Genomic DNA, 15,690 nt, shown 5'->3' with positions numbered 1-15,690 from the left:
CCTACCGTCGCTATCCGGTGCTCCAGGTCACCTCGATGGCCGACGGATCGCGGCCCAGCATGGAGGCGCGCACGTCGGCGGAGATCGTCGGTGTGGGGTGCGAGGCGGACCCGTTGCTGTAGGTGATGTCGAGCGCGGTGGCCAGCCGCAGCCGGATCAGGGCCACGCTCTGGTCGTCTGCCACCAGGGTGGGGGAAACATCGGACCAGGGGTTGTTGGTCAGGCGCCATCTCGCAGAGGAGACCGTCGCGCCACCGGCTGCTTCCGCCTGGTTGGGACACCCGGCCGGAGCGATGCTCGGAGTGCTGAAGCAGGCGTTGAGGGAGGCCCTGGCGGCCCCGATCAGCGCGTCCCGGCCCGCCTCTGTGAGCTCGGGCGTGATGTTGACCTTCACGGCGTCGGCCCGGGACGGGGAGGCCACCTGCAGCACGCTGGTCTCGGTGAAATCGAGGAAGGGCAGCCCAGTGGAGACCTCGTAGGTGCCGGGCACCACCTCGTAGGTGAGCGACGGGTCGATCCGCTGATCGTTGACCAGCACCGGGAGGTTCTGGCCGCCGGCGAGCACGAACTCTGCAGTGACGGTGGTCTGCGCCAAGCGGTACCTGCCGTTGTCCAGCAGGTTGAGCGAGATGGTGGTCTCGAACGGCTGGCCCGCGATGAGGTAGCGCACCGGGACGTCGGTGGCCGTCAGGCTGTCCGACAGGATCTCGACATCGGTGATGGGGCTCAGTTCGCGGGAGCGGGCGTAGACGTCCGCGTTCAGCAGCGCCTGCGAGCCGTTGCCGCCGGTGTCGCCCATCGCCAGCGCGCGGCCGAGGTCGCCGGTGGAGAGTGCCTCGAAATACTCCGAGACGATCTCCTGCGGCGTCTGTGCCGTGACCTCCGAGATGCTCGCCGTCGGGCTGGGCAGGGAGACGATCGTGTCAGGATCATCGGCGACCGGCCTGAAGTGGTTCACGTAGAGGAAACCGGTGAGTACACCGACGGCGAGGATCAGCGCCATCCCCCACACGAACGCCCGCACGGGGAAGGGTCGCCGGACGGCGGCGTCCCCAGGGGGAGGCGCGACGAAGCGGCTGTGGTTCCGGGCGCGGGTGAGCACGGACTGCATGCCGACGGCGTCGAACGTGTCCGGAGCGGGGGGCGGCGCCTCGTCGCCGGTCATGGGGCGGGTGGGCGTCGTGGGTGACGTGGGGCCGTCGGGAGGCATCGGCTGATGCCAACCCGGCTGCCGGTCTGTCATCGCGTCTCTGCCTCCCAGGTATCTGGCCCGGCGAGTACCGCGGCCAGCGCTGCCTCGGTGTCTTCGGCCTTGGCGGTACCGATCTGGTCCCGGACGAGGTCATCATAACTGGGGCGCTCAACGCGCCTGAAGATGCCGATGGGGGCCTGCCGGAGCACGCCCGGTTCCGTGAGGCGCGACAGTGCGAACGCCAGCGTGGGGTCCTGGCGCGTCTCGTCGTGCACGACGATGCTGGCCTGGTCCACCTCCGCGGTGCGGACCACCTTGAGGTCGCCGTCGACTCCCCGGGCAACCGCCAGTTCCCCGTTGCCGAACGTGATGGGCTCGCCGTGCACCAGCTTGATCAGCAGACCGTCCGGGCCCTTCAACGTGGAGAAGGCGTCGTCGTTGAAGATGGGGCAGTTCTGGTAGATCTCCACCAGCGACGTGCCGCGGTGGTTGGCCGCCGCCGTCAGCACCTCGGACAGGTGCGCGCGGTCCGAATCGATGGTGCGGGCCACGAAGGTCGCCTCGGCGCCGAGCGCGAGCGTGACGGGGTTGAACGGCGTGTCCACCGAGCCGTACGGTGTCGACTTGGTGAGCTTGCCGATCTCCGAGGTGGGGGAGTACTGGCCCTTGGTGAGGCCGTAGATCCGGTTGTTGAACAGCAGGATGGTGAGGTTCACGTTGCGGCGCAGCGTGTGGATCAGGTGGTTGCCGCCGATGGAGAGGGCGTCACCGTCTCCCGTCACGACCCAGACGTTGAGATCCGGCCGCGTCATGGCGACGCCCGTGGCGATGGCCGGTGCGCGCCCGTGGATGGAGTGCATGCCGTAGGAGTCCACGTAGTACGGGAACCGCGACGAACAGCCGATGCCCGAGATGATGACGGTGTTCTCCCGCTTGATGCCGAGCGTGGCCATCATGGACTGGAAGGTCGACAGCACGGCGTAGTCGCCACAGCCGGGGCACCAGCGCACCTCCTGATCGGAGGTGAAGTCCTTCTTGCTGAGCGGTTCGACGCTCAGCGGAACTCCGACGAGACCCGACATCAGTTGTCCTCCTTGGTGGTGGCGTCGATCTCCGCGCACAGGTCGACTTCGAGCTCGGTGAGCGAGATCGGGAGCCCGCGGACGCGCGAGTAACGGGTGATGGCCTTGGCATACCGGGCCTGCAACACGACGGCGAGTTGACCGAGGTTCATCTCGGGCACCACGACCTTGTCGTAGCGGTGCAGGATGTCGCCCAGGTTGTCCGGCATGGGGTTGAGGTGGCGCAGGTGGGCGAGCGCGACCTTGCGGCCGGAGAGGCGGACGCGCCGCGCGGCCGCGGTGATGGGGCCGTAGGTCGAACCCCAGCCCAGCACGAGCACGCGGGCGTCGCCGGTGGGGTCGTCGACGACGAGGTCCGGGATGTCGCGGGCGATGCCCCGCAACTTCGCCCGGCGCGTCAGCGTCATGGCCTCGTGGTTGTCCGGGTCGTAGGAGATGTTGCCCGTGCCCTCGGACTTCTCGAGGCCACCGATGCGGTGCTCCAGGCCGGGGGTGCCTGGCACGGCCCACGCGCGGGCGAGGGTTTCGGGATCACGCGCGTAGGGCAGGAACGCATCCTTGCCCGAGGCGTCGGTGCCGTTGAGTTCGGTGGCGAAGCCCGGTTCGATGGGCTCGATCTCGCTGAGGTCCGGCAGCCTCCAGGGTTCCGCGCCGTTGGCGAGGTATCCGTCGGACAGCATGATGACCGGTGTGCGGTACTTCACCGCGATGCGGCAGGCCTCCAGCGCCGTGTCGAAGCAGTCCGTCGAGGACTTTGCGGCCAGCACGGGCAGCGGCGACTCGCCGTTGCGGCCGTACATCGCCTGCAGCAGGTCCGCCTGCTCGGTCTTGGTGGGCATGCCCGTGGACGGGCCGGAGCGCTGCACGTTGACGACGACGAGCGGGAGCTCGGTCATCACCGCCAGACCGATGGTTTCAGCCTTCAGCGCCATGCCGGGGCCCGACGTCGTGGTGACGCCCAGGGAGCCGGCGAACGACGCGCCCAGCGCGGCGCCGACGGCGGCGATCTCGTCCTCCGCCTGGAAGGTCATGACGCCCAGGTCCTTGCGGCGCGACAGTTCGTGCAGGATGTCCGACGCGGGGGTGATGGGGTAGGACCCCAGGAAGAGCTGCAGGCCCGCCTTGTGGGCGCCCGTGATGAGGCCGTAGGCCGTGGCCATGTTGCCCGACACCTGGCGGTAGCGACCGGCGGCGACCGGTGCCGGCGCGATGGTGTAGTTGACCTCGAACGCCTCCGTGGTCTCGCCGTAGGCGTGACCGGCCTTGAAGGCCGCGATGTTGGCGTCGCGGATGTCCGGTTTGGAGGCGAACTTCTCGCTGAGGAACCGGAGGGTGCCGTCGACGGGGCGCGAGTAGAGCCAGCTCAGCAGGCCCAGGGCGAACATGTTCTTGGTGCGCGAGGCGTCCTTGCGGGTCAGCCCGAATCCCTCAACGGCGCCGGTGGCCAGGCCGGTGAGGTCCAGCGAGTGCACGGAATAATTGGTGAGGCTGCCGTCCTCGAGCGGGTTGGTCTGCCACCCGATTTTCTTGAGGTTGCGGGCCGTGAAGTCTGCCGTGTCGACGATGATGACGCCGCCCGTGGGCAGGTCCTTCAGGTTCGCCTTCAAGGCCGCAGGGTTCATCGCGACGAGCACGTCCGGCCGGTCACCCGGGGTGACGATGTCGAAGTTGGCGAAGTGCAGCTGGAAGCTGGACACCCCGTGCAGCGTGCCCTGCGGCGCGCGGATCTCCGCCGGGAAGTTGGGCAGCGTCGCGATGTCGTTGCCGAACGCGGCCGTTTCGGCCGTGAAGCGGTCTCCGGTGAGCTGCATGCCGTCGCCGGAGTCACCGGCGAAACGGATGACCACCCGGTCGAGCGAGAGCTGGTCTGCCACTGTCTGTTCCCTCTTGTCGTGTCGCAGGAGACGAATCGTCTCCGGTCAGAGTTTAGACCCGGTATTTCGCGGGTCCCTCAGCGCATAACACCGGGCGGCACCCGATTAGTCCCGATCGCTCGGGAGAATCCCCGTTCAGCTGTCAGGGGACACGGCGGCGAACAGTGCCATGGCCGACTGCGAACTGGCCTTGTGGTTGTACATGCTCGTCTCCAGGCCGACGATCGCGGCCAGCTCGTTGTCGTCGTCGATCAGCTGCAGCCCGGCGTAGACGTGGCCGCCGGCCCGTGCGGGGAGCCCGTACCGGACGGTCTGAGGGCTGGCGGCGGCGCACTTGCTCCAGTCTCCGATCCCGCAGAGGCCGTGACCTTCCGCCACGAGCGACGCGGCCATGTGGTGCCAGACCAGCTTGCCGTTGTCGGCCAGGGGGCAGAAGTAGGAGTGCCAGCCCGACGGCGAGACCCGCCCCCGGAACTCCGGCTTCGTCACGATGCAGCCGCGTCCGGCGTCCTGGTAATCGCGGAACTGGAAGGACTGCCGCACCGGGAGAAGGGCGGGGGTGGCCAGGTTCTGCACCCAGAGGGTCTTGTCGGCGCCCCCGGCCGGGCTCGGGAAGAGCGACTGTGACACGACGGCCGGATTGACCGAGCGCGGCGGCAGCCACGGCGGCTGCTTCTGGGTCTCGGGGACCATCGAGCGGCCGGCCGCCGGGGCCTTCGTCGAACCGAACATGAACCCGAGCGCGTTGACGCTGCCCTGGTGCGTGTGGGCGGCGAGGCGCAGTTCGCTGTGGGCGGCGCCGGGGGCGCTGGTGTCGAGGTAGGTCTCCGTGGTGAACGAGTTGTTCCAGAACAACCGGAGGCGGTTGCCGCCCGAGTGGTCGTAGGTGCCGTAGCGCACGGTGGGCTTCGCCGTGAAGGACCGGGCCGCCCGCACGTCGCAGGTGCCGGCGGGCAACGCGGGCAGCCCCATGCGGGTGCGGTCCGCGTTGTCCGGGGCGCTGACAGTGCAGCCGGTGGGGCGGTTGCCGATGGAGGTGCGGAAGGCGCCGTAATCGGACTCGCGCGCCATGTCCCAGGTGAACGACCAGTGGCTCTCTCTGAACGTGCCCACTTGGCCGCCCGGGTCGAGCTCGACCTGGCTGAGCCGGCCGGTGCCGCGTGCCTGGCCGCCCTCGTTCGGGTCGGTGATGATCGTGCCGAGCGTGAAGAACCGCCGGCCGTGCAGGAAGGCCGGCGCCTGCCGGATCTGGTCCGCCTCCAGGCCCACCTTCATCGACCCCGGCGTGACGCGGACGATGTTGTTGAACATCCACTGGTTGACGGCCTCGACCCGGCCGCCCACGGAGGTGTAGGCGGTGCCGTGGATGTAGCTGCGGCAGCCGTCCTTGCCGGTGGCCGCGGTGCCGCACTCGGTGCGCCACCTGCGGCCGCCCTCCGTCCACTCGCCGGGGTTGGCCAGGGGGTTGGCGCCCCACAGCTTGTGCGCAACGGGCTTGTAGGTGAGGTTGTTGAAGGCCCAGCCGTTGGCCTGGCTGAAGCGCCCCGCCGCGTCGCGGGTGATCTGCGTGGCGAAGATCTCCGTACGGCAGCGGTCGATCGTCGGTGAGTACGCGGCACACGTCGTCTTCCACTGGCGACCGTTGAGCGTGTGGGTGCCGGGAGTGGTGTACACATCGAGCGCGGCCGCTTCGGGGGCTTGCGTGACGGTGGGGAGCAGCACGCCGCCCACTGCCATGAGCGTGACCAGCACGGCGGTCTTCAGGCGGTTCATCAGGTTCTTCTCCCCAGGGGCTCTCGCGACGCTTTCCCCGATCACGGAGCCTAACCCAAGGCCCTTGTCAGTCTTGAATCAGCCCCAGGATGTCTGCCGCGCTCATGGGGGCCGCCGTGTCTGAACCGGAGCCCACCACGTCGTCGAACAGGGCGCGCTTGCGTTCCTGCAGCGCCACCACCTTCTCCTCGATGGTGCCCTCCGCGACGAGCCGGTAGACGTTGACGGGCTTGTCCTGCCCGATGCGGTGCGTCCGGTCGATGGCCTGCGCCTCCGCGGCGGGGTTCCACCACGGGTCCAGGATGAAGACGTAGTCCGCCTCCGTCAGCGTGAGGCCGAAGCCGCCGGCCTTCAGGCTGATCAGGAACAGGGAGGCTTCACCGCCGCGGAAGGCGGAGATCCGCTCCGCCCGGTTTCGGGTGCTGCCGTCGAGGTACTCGTAGCTGATCTTCTCGGCGTCGAGTCTCTCCCGCACCAACCCCAGGAACCCGGTGAACTGCGAGAAAACCAAGGCCCGGTGACCCTCGGAGAGGGCCTCGTCGAGCAGGTCGAGCAGGGCGTCGATCTTGGCGGAGACGGCCGGGTAGTCGCCGTCGACCAGGACGGGCGAGAGGCTCAGCTGGCGCAGCATGGTGAGCGAGCGCAGGATGGTGATGCGGTTGCGCTGCAGGTCTCCCACCAGGCCGAGGATCTTCTGTCGTTCGCGGGCCAGGTGCTTGTCGTAGATCCGTCGGTGCGCCGGGGCGAGTTGCACCGGCACCAACTGCTCCTGCTTGTCCGGCAGTTCCTCCGCGACGGCGGCCTTGGTGCGCCGCAGGATCAGCGGGCGCGTCCGGCGGTGGAGCCGGGCCAGGGTGTCGCGGTTCCCGTTCTCGATGGGCTTGCGGTAGGCGATGGTGAACGCCTTCGGATCCGGGAACAGCCCGGGGGCGGCGATCGACAGCAGCGACCACAGGTCCATCAGGTTGTTCTCCAGCGGCGTGCCGGTGAGGGCGACCTTCAGGCGTGCCCGTAGCCGGCGGACGGCCTTGTACGCCTTCGACGTGTGGTTCTTCACGAACTGCGCCTCGTCGAGCAGCACCGCAGACCACTCCAGGTCCCGGTAGGCCTCCTCCTCGAGCCGCAACAGTGTGTAGGACGTCACGACGAGGTCTGCCCCCTCGATGGCCTCCGACAGCTGGGTGCCACGTCGGGCGTGGGTCTCCGTGATGGGCACCACTGTGAGGCCGGGGGCGAACCGCTCCGCCTCCGCCACCCAGGTGCCGATGACGGAGGTGGGGGCCACGACGAGCGCGGGGTGCGTCAGCTCTCCCCGCTCGTGCACCGACTGCAGGAAGGCGAGCGACTGGAGGGTCTTGCCCAGGCCCATCTCGTCGGCGAGGATGCCGCCCAGCCGCGTCTGCCACAGGAACGTGAGCCAGCGGAAACCGGTGTCCTGGTAGGGGCGCAGCTCCGCGTCGAGGCCCCTCGGGAGATCCACGGGGGGAAGCGATTCGGGGTCCAGCAGACCCTGCACCGACTGCCGCCACGCGGCGGACTGCTCTGCGACGACGCCGAGTGAGACCAGCTCGTCCCAGAGGCCGGCGTGTTCGGGCCGCAGGCGGATGGTGTCGCCGTCGTGCTCGACGAGCAGCCTCGCCTCGTCGAGGAGTTCGCGGAGCTGGACCAGCTCCGGCACGTCCAACGAGAACCAGACGCCCGAATCGAGGACGAGGTGGTCGTCGCCGGCCGTGAGGGCCGCCAGCAGTTCGGCCAGCGGCACGGGCTCGCCGCCGACGGTGACGTTGACACCCAGGTCGAACCAGTCGCCCTTCTCCGACTCGGTGACGTTGAGCTCGATGTCCGGTTGGTCGTCGGCCTCGCGGTAGGTGCGGGCGCTGCCCGTGGACTCAACTTCGACGTCCGGGTGCGCCTGCAGGTCCGGGAGGGTGTCGCTGGCGAACCCGATGAGCGGCCGCCCGGTGAGGGTGGTGGGTTCAGGGCGCCGCTGGGAGAGCGGCTGCAACCAGGGACTCGCCGCCAGCGGGAGCAGCTTCGCCTCGGCCGCGTAGTCGCGGGGGTGCGCCTCCGACGCGCGGGCCTGCAGCGGCACGTCGACGACGGTGGTGCCGATGCGGTATCGGAAGCCCCACTGCAGGGTGGCAGCGTCCGGGGAGAACTCGGCACGGAGGAGCAGCTTCGGCGGTTCAGGCTCAGGGAGTTGCACGTCCTCGGCGAGCTTCACCCGGAGCCGGCGGCGCAACTGCGGCAGGAAGCCGGCGGAGAACGCCGCCTCCTCTGCTTCGGGGACGGTGATGGAGCCGTGCGCGAACACCCGCTGCTCCGACTGGTCCAGCGGGCGCGACAGCGCGCCCAGGACCAATTCGCCCTCACGCGGGAACGACACGCCGTGCGCCGGGCGACCCAGCAGCGCCCGGCCGGTCACCTCGACGGTGTCCTCGCCGTCGTGCACGGCCGGGACCAGCCTCAGGCCGCCGTCGTCGCGGCGCAGCAGCAGCGTTGGCTCGAAGGGCTGGGCCGAGACCACCGGCGGCGCCATCGTGCGGCCCGAGGCCGCCGTACCCGGGATGAACTCGATGCCGGCGGCGGAGGCGCGGCGCAGGGCCTCCCAGACGCCCGGGTTGAGGTCGTTGAACGCGAGCACCTGCGGCACCCAGTTGCCGCCGCCCCTGGACAGGTCGCGTGATTCGAGGACGGCCCGGACGGCCTCGAGGTGGGACGGTTCCAGGTTCCCCGGGTCCCTGATGATCTCGGCCCAGCCGACACCGGAGCGGACCCAGTTGCCGCGGGCGCCCAACCGGGCGGGGGCGATGCCGAGCTCCGCGCCGTCCTCGCTGAAGACCAACGCCATCGGCGAGCCGTCCGCCACGGTTGGCTGATCCATCAGCGGCTGTAGCAGCGCCCGCCAGGACACCTGGGGGCGGGTGAGCGCCGGGGTGCGCATGCTGAGGATGAGAGCCACCGCGTGTTTGCAGTTGGCGCGCATGGGGCAGCTGCACGTGGCGGTGAGCACGCCGCGGTTGAGCGCGACGCTCGTCTGGTACTGCCGGAAGTTGCTACCGCGCACCTGCGCAGTGGCCAGCACACCGGCCGTCTGGATGTTGGAGACCCGCCCCAGGTTGGCATAGTGCGCCCCGCGCGCCACCGTCGGTGCGCCGAAGTGAAGAGTGAGGTCCGCGTCGGTCAGTCGCGGGACCCAGTCCGGGTAGGTCGTCGTCATTGCTCGGGCGAGTCTAGCTGCCCGAGCCGACAGTGCCGTATCGCACTAGACTCTCGGCATGCTCATGGCGCGCGACTGGTTCGGGGACGGCGACATCTTCGTCGTCGACGTCCCGCTGGCCTGCTGCGCGCTCGAATCGCAGTCAGCGGCCGGTTCGCGCCCCGTCGTCGACACCGCGTCCATCCCCGACGGGGCCAGGATCGTGGTCACGCTCTCCGGCACGATCACCGCGCCGATGGTCCCGGCCATCCGGCACGCGCTCGACCAGGTGCCGGGCGCCACGGTGGTCGCCTTCGGCGCCTGCGCCTGCGTCGGGGGGCCCTACTGGGATTCGTACGCCGTCGTGAAGGGCGGTGAGGAGCTGGTGCCCGTGGACCACTTCATCGCCGGCTGCCCACCGCCGCCGTCCGCGCTCGACGAGTACCTGGCGGGCCTGCGTGGCTGAGTACCAGATCCCGGTGGAGGAGTGGGCCGACGAGGCGGCGGCCGCCCGCCGCGCCGGGTTCAGCCTGCTGATCAACCTCACCGCCGTCGATGAACTGGGCCGCTCGGACGAGATCCGGGTCATCCTCACGCTCGAGAACCCGGTCACCCGCGCCCGCGCGGACCTGGTGACGCGCACCCCCCGCACGGATGCGCACCTCCCGGACGTGGCGACGGTCTTCCCCGGCGCCGCCTGGCTGCAGCGCCAGGTGCACGACTTCTTCGGCGTCACCTTCGACGGCGGCGACAACCGCCCCCTGATCCACCACGCGGGCGGCGCCCCCCTGCGCAAGGACGTCCTGCTGGCGCCGCGCCAGGCAAAGCCCTGGCCCGGTGCCGTCGAGCCGGGCTCCTCCGAGCCGGGCCGCCGCAAACTGCTGCCACCCGGAGTGGAGGGCGCCCGATGATCCACGGCTCCATCGACCTCATCGAGGACCGCTGCACCTCCTGCATGATCTGCGCCCGGGAGTGCCCCACGTGGTGCATCACGCTCACCTCGCACCAGGAGCAGACGCTGCCCGCGCCCGGCGCCCGCCCACGCACCCACAACGTTCTCGACACCTTCGCCATCGACTGGTCCCTGTGCATGTACTGCGGCGTGTGCATAGAGCAGTGCCCCACCGACGCGCTCGTGTGGGGCGGGGCGCACGTGCCTTCGGCAGACCGCCTGGTGGACCTGCTGCACCACCGCGAGCAACTGGCCCCCGGTGCGACGCACGGGTGAGATTGCCCGGGGCGCGTGGTCAGATCTGAGGCAGGCCGCCGCCACGCGTGGCGTCTGGTTCGGTTTCCTCGGCAGCCTCGGCATCCTCATCGGCTCGCTGAGCCCCGCGTACCTCCCGCAGGCCTCGCCCATCTGGGACGTGCTGCGGGCCTGGCGCATCGACGGGCCCACCACCCGCTGGTTCGGCACCATCGCCACGCTGCTGGGCCTCATGCTGATGCTCGAGGCGTGGTTCAGGCTCCGGCCGGCCCGCCGTCGGGCCATGGGGCAGCCGCAACTGCGGCACTGGGCGGTGCTGGCCATCGTGTCGCTGCCGCTGCTGTTCGGCCCACCGGTCTTCTCGCACGACGCCTACTCCTACGCCGCCCACGGCTGGCTGCTCCACAACCAGCTGAACCCCTACGCCGTCGGCCCCGGCATCCTGCCCGGCTACTACGCAGACCAGGTGGCGTGGGTGTGGCGCGGCACGACGGCGCCGTACGGCCCGCTGTCGCTGTGGATGAGCCAGGGGCTCGTCAACCTGGCGGCGTTCGACCCGTACCTCTCGGCCGTGCTGATGCGGATCCCCGCGCTGGTGGGCGTGGTGCTGATCGGCCTGATGGTGCCGCGGATCGCGGAGCGGGTGGGCGTCGATCCCGCCATGGCCAGCTGGTTCGCCGTGCTCAACCCGATCCTGGTCATCGACTTCATCGGCGGGGCGCACAACGACTCCCACATGACAGGCCTGATGCTGCTGGGCATTTGGGTCACCCTGAAATGGCGACACTGGTGGCTCGGCGCCCTCATCATGGGCCTGGCCGCGGCCATCAAGCAGCCCGCGTTCCTCGTCTCGGTCGCGCTGCCCTTCCTGGTGCACCCCTGGGCGTCGTGGCGGTGGCGGCCGACGGTGTGGGCGGCCCTGAAGGCGACGGCCTCGCTCGCCATCTCAGTGGCGGTCTTCGCGGGAATCTCGCTGGTGTCGGGGCTCGGCTTCGGCTGGGTCAACGCCATCAACGTGCCCGGCATGGTGGACACGGTGTCTCCCTTCACCGTCGCCGGTTTCATCGTGCAGTACCCGGTGACCTGGGCGGGCCTGGACCCCACCGGCCGCGCCGTCATCACGGTGTTCCGCGGCATCGGCGCCGTGGCGGCCGTGGCGGGCATCGGCTGGTTCGCGTGGCGGCACCTGGGCAAGCGGCCGCTGCACTTCATCAGCTATTCGTTCCTGTGGTTCGCCTTCTGCGCCCCGGCCATCCACTCCTGGTACCTGCTGTGGGGAGCCGTGCTCCTGCCGGTGACCCGCCCGTCCTCACGGGCGCTGCGCTGGGCGATCGTCGCCACCGTGATCCTGCTGGGGTTCAACGCGATGAACTTCGGCATCCGCAACGGGCTGTGGATGATGGTGCTGATCCTGTTCGGGGCATCCTACTGGGCGGTGCACACCCACGAGCTGCGCCAACCCATCACAAAGAGTAGTCAGCCAGCACCGGAGAGTGGTCGCTGATCCGCTCCTCGTAGGTGGCCTCCCGGCCCACCCAGGCCCGGGTCGCCCGCGCGGCCAGGCCGGGGGAGGCCAGGTGGTAGTCGATGCGCCAGCCGGCGTCGGTGGTCCAGGACTGGCCGCGCCACGACCACCAGCTGTAGGGGCCGTCGGTGTCCGGGTGCAGGCGTCGCACGACGTCGACGAGGCTGCGCGGGCTCAGCAGGGCGTCGAGCCACTCGCGCTCCTCTGGGAGGAAGCCCTCGGACTTCTGATTGGTGCGCCAGGTCTTCAGGTCGTGGCGCGTGTGGGCGATGTTGAAGTCACCCATCACCAGGAACTCGCGGCCCTGCCCCGCCGCTTCCCGCCGCGACGTGGTCAGCACCCGGGCGAGCCCGCGCATGAAGCGCATCTTGCGCTGGTACTTCTCCTCGCCGTCCTCCTCGTAGGGCCACGCCGAGCCCTTCGGGAGGTACAGCGACGCCACCCGCAGCGGGGCGTCGGACAGGTCGACCTCGACGTAGCGGCCCTCGCCGGCGAACGACGCCAGATCGCGGCTGATGATCCGCTCCACGTCGATCTCCTCCGGCTCGCCGTCCGGGGCCACCGTCGTGGCCGACTCCGAGAGGGCCCGCACGTGGGCAGGCTTCTCCCGGGTGAGCACCGCCACGCCGTTGCGCCCGGCGAGTTGCCCCGCGTCGAGCGTCACGTGGTAGCCGGCGAACGCCTCCAAGGGGAGGTCGCCGACGCGGCAGCGCACCTCCTGCAGGGCGATGACGTCGGCCCCGGCACCGTCCCAGTAGGTTCGGAAGCCGCGGCGCAGCGCCGCACGGATGCCGTTGACGTTGTGGGTGCCGATGCGCATGGTGCCGAAGCTTAGCCTCAGCGGTAGTTGACGAACTGCACGGCGAAGTCGAAGTCCGCTTCCTTGATCAGCTGCTGCACGGCCTGCAGGTCGTCGCGACTCTTGGACGAGACGCGCAGTTCCTCGCCCTGGATCTGGGTCTTGACGCCGCGCGGCCCTTCGTCCCGGATGAGCTTGGAGACCTTCTTGGCGTCCTCCTGTTTGATGCCCTCGCGGGTGGTGGCGGTGATCTTCCACAGCTTGCCGGAGACGCGCGGGTCGCCGGTCTCCAGCGCCTTGAGGCTGACGCCGCGCCGCAACAGCTTGGTCTGGAACACGTCGAGGATGGCCTTGACCCGTTCCTCGGAGTTCGCCTCCATCTCGATGGCCTCGCCGGACCAGGCGATCTTCGCCTCGACGTTCTTGAAGTCGAAGCGCTGGCCAACCTCCTTGGCCGCCTGGTTGAGGGCGTTGTCCACCTCCTGGCGGTCCACCTTGCTGACGACGTCGAATGAGCTGTCCGCAGCCATGTCTCTCCTGGGTTCGGTCGGTGATCGGTCCTCACATTGTGCCAGCACGGACTCCCCCGGAGGCGCTTTGTACCTGCCGGATTCCTCCTGCTAGAGTTGTGCGTCGCCGGGTCAAACCGGTGAATGGCAAGTTGCCCGAGCGGCCAAAGGGAGCGGTCTGTAAAACCGTCGGCGTAGCCTACGTTGGTTCGAATCCAACACTTGCCACCAGGCCCCGAATCGGATTGATTCGGGGCCTTATTCGTGTTTTCGCACCTAGTGTGTGATGCGCAAGCCCCACTGAGAAAGGTGCCCACGATGGCCACTCCCCACATCGCCTGCGAACCCGGCGACATCGCCCCCCTGGTGATCATGCCCGGTGACCCGAAGCGCGCCGAGCGGATCGCCCGCGACCACATGGAGGACGTCCGGCTGGTCTCCGACGTGCGCGGCATCGGGGCCTGGACCGGAACGTTCGACGGCGTGCCCGTCACCGCCATGGCCTCCGGCATGGGTGTGCCCTCGCTCTCGATCTACGCCAACGAGCTGTACTCGCAGTTCGGGGTGGAGCGCATCTGCCGGGTGGGCACCTGCGGCGGTATCTCGTCGAAGGTGAAGGTGAAGGACGTCATCGTGGCGGTCTCCGCCCACACCAACTCGAGCGTTGCCACCATCGACGTGCCAGGCGTGAGCCTGTCGCTGGCCGCCAGCTACGACATGCTGCGCGGTGCCGTGGACCAGGCCCGGGGCGCCGGCCGGACGGTGCACGTCGGATCGGTCTACACCAGCGACTTCTTCTACTCCTCGCGGATGGACATCATCCCCACGCTCGACAAGCTGGGAACTCTCGGCGTCGAGATGGAGGCGGCCGGCCTGTACGCCTGCGCCGCGGCGCACGGCAAGGAGGCGCTCGCCGTGCTCACAGTGTCGGACCATCTCAAGGACGGCTCGGGGGACCTCACGGCCGAAGAGCGCGAGACCATGTTCACGGACTCGCTGCAGGCCGCCGTCGCGGCGCTGCGCGCCTGAGTCAGGCCTTCGACGCTGCGACGGCCTCCTCGACCACTCGGAAGCCGGGGGCGATCTCGTAGCGCGTGCCGCTGAGTGTTTCCGTCCGGCCCAGACGAGGGCGACGAGCACCCTCAGGCAGGGGGAACCCCCGATTTGTGCTCTCCGAATTGGGTGATGTACTGTTGGTCGTCGGCTGGCCCCTATAGCTCAGTAGGCAGAGCGTCTCCATGGTAAGGAGAAGGTCTGCGGTTCGATTCCGCATGGGGGCTCTGTTCTTTCCCTGCTCCACCAGGGAAAGAACTCCTGACGGGGTAGCTCAGTCGGTAGAGCAAGCGGCTCATAATCGCTGTGTCGCGGGTTCGATTCCCGCCCTCGTCACCACATTGTCAGCAGAGAACACGCGCTACGCGCCGCAAGCTAAGGAAGATCATGGCTAAGAAGTCCGGGGATGTCCGCCCGATCATCACGCTCGCCTGCACCGAATGCAAGGAGCGCAACTACGTGACGAAGAAGAACCGTCGTAACACGCCGGACCGTCTCGAACTCAAGAAGTTCTGCCCGCGCTGCCGCACCCACCAGGCACACCGCGAAACCCGCTGAACCCCACCGCTCACCACAACGGCCGCTCCCGTCCAGGGAGCGGCCGTTGTCGTTGGTGGGCGGTAACCTTACGCGCATGCCGATTTCCGCCGAACACGTGGGCCGCCGTTACCCGGCCGCTCCGCCGTACGTGGTCAGCCGCGCCAAGATCGCCGAATTCGCTTCAGCCGTGCGCGATGACAACCCCGCCTACGCGGGCGAGGAACCCATCGCCCCACCCACCTTCGCCGCGGTCATCGCGGCCCAGGCCTGGGGCGCGTTGTTCGGCGACGAGGAGCTCGGCCTGGCGCTCAACCGCACCATGCACACGGACCAGAGTTTCGCCTTCCACCGCCCGCTGCGCCCCGGTGACGCCGTGGTGGCCGAACTGAGCATCGAGAAGGTGCGTAACCGGGGCAACCTGGAGATGATCACCGTGCTGGTGGACCTCACCGTCGACGGTGAAGCTGTCTGCGAGGCGCGCTCCACCCTGATGCACACGCGCCCCCGGGAGGACAGCGATGAGTGAGGTCACCGTCGGCACCGAGCTGCCCGAACTCAGGGTCGGGGTCTCCCGCTCCACCGTGGTGCGCTACTCAGGCGCCTCCACGGATTTCAACGAGATCCACTTCTCCGACCGCCATGCGCGGGCCATCGGGCTGCCGGGCGTCGTCGCCCACGGCATGTGGACCATGGGCGCCGGCCTGAAGATCGTCACGGACTGGGTGGGGGACCCGGCAAGAGTCCTCAGCTACTTCGTCCGCTTCACCCGTCCGGTCGTCGTCCCGGACACCGACGAGGGCACCGAGGTGGTCTACGCGGCCAAGGTCACCGAGGTGGCAGACGGGGTGGCGAAGCTCGCCATCACCGCCACCTGTGCCGACGACGCGGTGCTGGGCGCCGCGCGCGCCGAGGTGCGTCTTGACTGAGCCCGGGGGAG

At 69.2% G+C, this 15,690-nt stretch carries 15 protein-coding genes and 3 tRNA genes; 11 read left to right on the top strand and 7 right to left on the bottom strand.

Annotated features, from left to right (window positions below; translation table 11 throughout):
* Positions 1-10: 10 nt before the first annotated feature.
* From J7D54_RS10450 to J7D54_RS10430, 5 genes are all read right to left on the bottom strand, one after another.
* The gene (locus J7D54_RS10450) at positions 11-1,210 is read right to left on the bottom strand and encodes a hypothetical protein (RefSeq protein ID WP_182763833.1); all 1,200 of its coding nucleotides are present in this window, start codon (positions 1,208-1,210) and stop codon (positions 11-13) included.
* 29 nt (positions 1,211-1,239) lie between these two features.
* A complete protein-coding gene (locus tag J7D54_RS10445) occupies positions 1,240-2,274 on the bottom strand; it encodes a 2-oxoacid:ferredoxin oxidoreductase subunit beta (protein ID WP_182763832.1) in 1,035 nt (344 codons plus the stop codon).
* Entirely contained in the window at positions 2,274-4,148 is a 1,875-nt protein-coding gene (locus tag J7D54_RS10440; RefSeq protein WP_245243958.1) for a 2-oxoacid:acceptor oxidoreductase subunit alpha, read from the bottom strand. Before J7D54_RS10440 ends, J7D54_RS10445 begins: the two co-directional genes overlap by 1 nt.
* Positions 4,149-4,283: 135 nt before the next feature.
* The gene (locus J7D54_RS10435) at positions 4,284-5,921 is read right to left on the bottom strand and encodes a hypothetical protein (RefSeq protein ID WP_182763831.1); all 1,638 of its coding nucleotides are present in this window, start codon (positions 5,919-5,921) and stop codon (positions 4,284-4,286) included.
* Positions 5,922-5,988: 67 nt separating this feature from the next.
* On the bottom strand, positions 5,989-9,141 hold the full coding sequence (locus tag J7D54_RS10430) for a DEAD/DEAH box helicase (protein WP_182763830.1): 3,153 nt from the start codon (positions 9,139-9,141) through the stop codon (positions 5,989-5,991).
* 58 nt (positions 9,142-9,199) lie between these two features.
* On the opposite strand from J7D54_RS10430, the gene J7D54_RS10425 reads away from it, so the two are divergent.
* The 4 genes from J7D54_RS10425 to mptB are packed head-to-tail and all read left to right on the top strand — an operon-like array spanning position 9,200 to position 11,831.
* Positions 9,200-9,586 carry an NADH-quinone oxidoreductase subunit B gene (locus J7D54_RS10425; protein ID WP_182763829.1) on the top strand — a complete coding sequence of 129 codons (387 nt, stop codon included), beginning with the start codon at positions 9,200-9,202 and terminating at the stop codon, positions 9,584-9,586.
* Positions 9,579-10,031, top strand: coding sequence for an NADH-quinone oxidoreductase subunit C (locus J7D54_RS10420; protein ID WP_182763828.1), 453 nt, complete (start codon positions 9,579-9,581; stop codon positions 10,029-10,031). Before J7D54_RS10425 ends, J7D54_RS10420 begins: the two co-directional genes overlap by 8 nt.
* Positions 10,028-10,348, top strand: a complete 321-nt coding sequence (locus J7D54_RS10415) for a 4Fe-4S binding protein (protein WP_182763827.1) — start codon at positions 10,028-10,030, stop codon at positions 10,346-10,348. The genes J7D54_RS10420 and J7D54_RS10415 overlap by 4 nt, the downstream gene beginning before the upstream one ends.
* A complete protein-coding gene (gene mptB / locus J7D54_RS10410; RefSeq protein WP_182763826.1) occupies positions 10,332-11,831 on the top strand; it encodes a polyprenol phosphomannose-dependent alpha 1,6 mannosyltransferase MptB in 1,500 nt (499 codons plus the stop codon). Before J7D54_RS10415 ends, mptB begins: the two co-directional genes overlap by 17 nt.
* On the opposite strand, the gene J7D54_RS10405 is transcribed toward mptB, so the two are convergent.
* Together J7D54_RS10405 and J7D54_RS10400 are read right to left on the bottom strand one after the other, a co-directional pair.
* Positions 11,791-12,672 (bottom strand): exodeoxyribonuclease III, encoded by an 882-nt coding sequence (locus J7D54_RS10405; protein ID WP_182763825.1) that lies wholly within the window; start codon positions 12,670-12,672, stop codon positions 11,791-11,793. The genes mptB and J7D54_RS10405 overlap by 41 nt on opposite strands.
* Before the next feature lie 17 nt (positions 12,673-12,689).
* Positions 12,690-13,181, bottom strand: coding sequence for a YajQ family cyclic di-GMP-binding protein (locus J7D54_RS10400; RefSeq protein ID WP_182763824.1), 492 nt, complete (start codon positions 13,179-13,181; stop codon positions 12,690-12,692).
* Positions 13,182-13,306: 125 nt separating this feature from the next.
* On the opposite strand from J7D54_RS10400, the gene J7D54_RS10395 reads away from it, so the two are divergent.
* From J7D54_RS10395 to J7D54_RS10365, 7 genes are all read left to right on the top strand, one after another.
* A tRNA-Tyr gene (locus J7D54_RS10395) sits at positions 13,307-13,391 on the top strand.
* Between the two features lie 87 nt (positions 13,392-13,478).
* Positions 13,479-14,189, top strand: a complete 711-nt coding sequence (deoD, locus tag J7D54_RS10390) for a purine-nucleoside phosphorylase (RefSeq protein ID WP_182763823.1) — start codon at positions 13,479-13,481, stop codon at positions 14,187-14,189.
* 178 nt (positions 14,190-14,367) lie between these two features.
* Positions 14,368-14,440: transfer RNA gene (locus J7D54_RS10385), tRNA-Thr, on the top strand.
* A 36-nt stretch (positions 14,441-14,476) separates the two neighbouring features.
* Positions 14,477-14,552 (top strand) — tRNA-Met (locus J7D54_RS10380).
* Between the two features lie 48 nt (positions 14,553-14,600).
* Positions 14,601-14,771 carry a 50S ribosomal protein L33 gene (gene rpmG / locus J7D54_RS10375; RefSeq protein WP_076060775.1) on the top strand — a complete coding sequence of 57 codons (171 nt, stop codon included), beginning with the start codon at positions 14,601-14,603 and terminating at the stop codon, positions 14,769-14,771.
* Between the two features lie 76 nt (positions 14,772-14,847).
* On the top strand, positions 14,848-15,279 hold the full coding sequence (locus J7D54_RS10370; RefSeq protein WP_182763822.1) for a MaoC family dehydratase N-terminal domain-containing protein: 432 nt from the start codon (positions 14,848-14,850) through the stop codon (positions 15,277-15,279).
* Positions 15,272-15,679, top strand: a complete 408-nt coding sequence (locus tag J7D54_RS10365) for a MaoC/PaaZ C-terminal domain-containing protein (protein ID WP_182763821.1) — start codon at positions 15,272-15,274, stop codon at positions 15,677-15,679. The genes J7D54_RS10370 and J7D54_RS10365 overlap by 8 nt, the downstream gene beginning before the upstream one ends.
* Positions 15,680-15,690: the final 11 nt, after the last annotated feature.

It is taken from the genome of Tessaracoccus sp. MC1865 (assembly GCF_017815535.1).
In the GTDB taxonomy this organism is placed as follows: domain Bacteria; phylum Actinomycetota; class Actinomycetes; order Propionibacteriales; family Propionibacteriaceae; genus Arachnia.
Note: the sequence above shows the minus strand (reverse complement) of the source record. Positions and strands in the feature narration are given on the sequence as shown.

Excerpts from the sequence above, each read along its gene's own strand:
- J7D54_RS10450 (WP_182763833.1), bottom strand. The coding sequence starts at position 1,210 with ATGCCTCCCGACGGCCCCACGTCACCCACGACGCCCACCCGCCCCATG.
- J7D54_RS10445 (WP_182763832.1), bottom strand. The coding sequence starts at position 2,274 with ATGTCGGGTCTCGTCGGAGTTCCGCTGAGCGTCGAACCGCTCAGCAAG.
- J7D54_RS10435 (WP_182763831.1), bottom strand. The coding sequence starts at position 5,921 with ATGAACCGCCTGAAGACCGCCGTGCTGGTCACGCTCATGGCAGTGGGC.
- J7D54_RS10430 (WP_182763830.1), bottom strand. The coding sequence starts at position 9,141 with ATGACGACGACCTACCCGGACTGGGTCCCGCGACTGACCGACGCGGAC.
- J7D54_RS10425 (WP_182763829.1), top strand. The coding sequence starts at position 9,200 with ATGCTCATGGCGCGCGACTGGTTCGGGGACGGCGACATCTTCGTCGTC.
- J7D54_RS10415 (WP_182763827.1), top strand. The coding sequence starts at position 10,028 with ATGATCCACGGCTCCATCGACCTCATCGAGGACCGCTGCACCTCCTGC.
- J7D54_RS10405 (WP_182763825.1), bottom strand. The coding sequence starts at position 12,672 with ATGCGCATCGGCACCCACAACGTCAACGGCATCCGTGCGGCGCTGCGC.
- J7D54_RS10400 (WP_182763824.1), bottom strand. The coding sequence starts at position 13,181 with ATGGCTGCGGACAGCTCATTCGACGTCGTCAGCAAGGTGGACCGCCAG.
- deoD (WP_182763823.1), top strand. The coding sequence starts at position 13,479 with ATGGCCACTCCCCACATCGCCTGCGAACCCGGCGACATCGCCCCCCTG.
- rpmG (WP_076060775.1), top strand. The coding sequence starts at position 14,601 with ATGGCTAAGAAGTCCGGGGATGTCCGCCCGATCATCACGCTCGCCTGC.
- J7D54_RS10370 (WP_182763822.1), top strand. The coding sequence starts at position 14,848 with ATGCCGATTTCCGCCGAACACGTGGGCCGCCGTTACCCGGCCGCTCCG.
- J7D54_RS10365 (WP_182763821.1), top strand. The coding sequence starts at position 15,272 with ATGAGTGAGGTCACCGTCGGCACCGAGCTGCCCGAACTCAGGGTCGGG.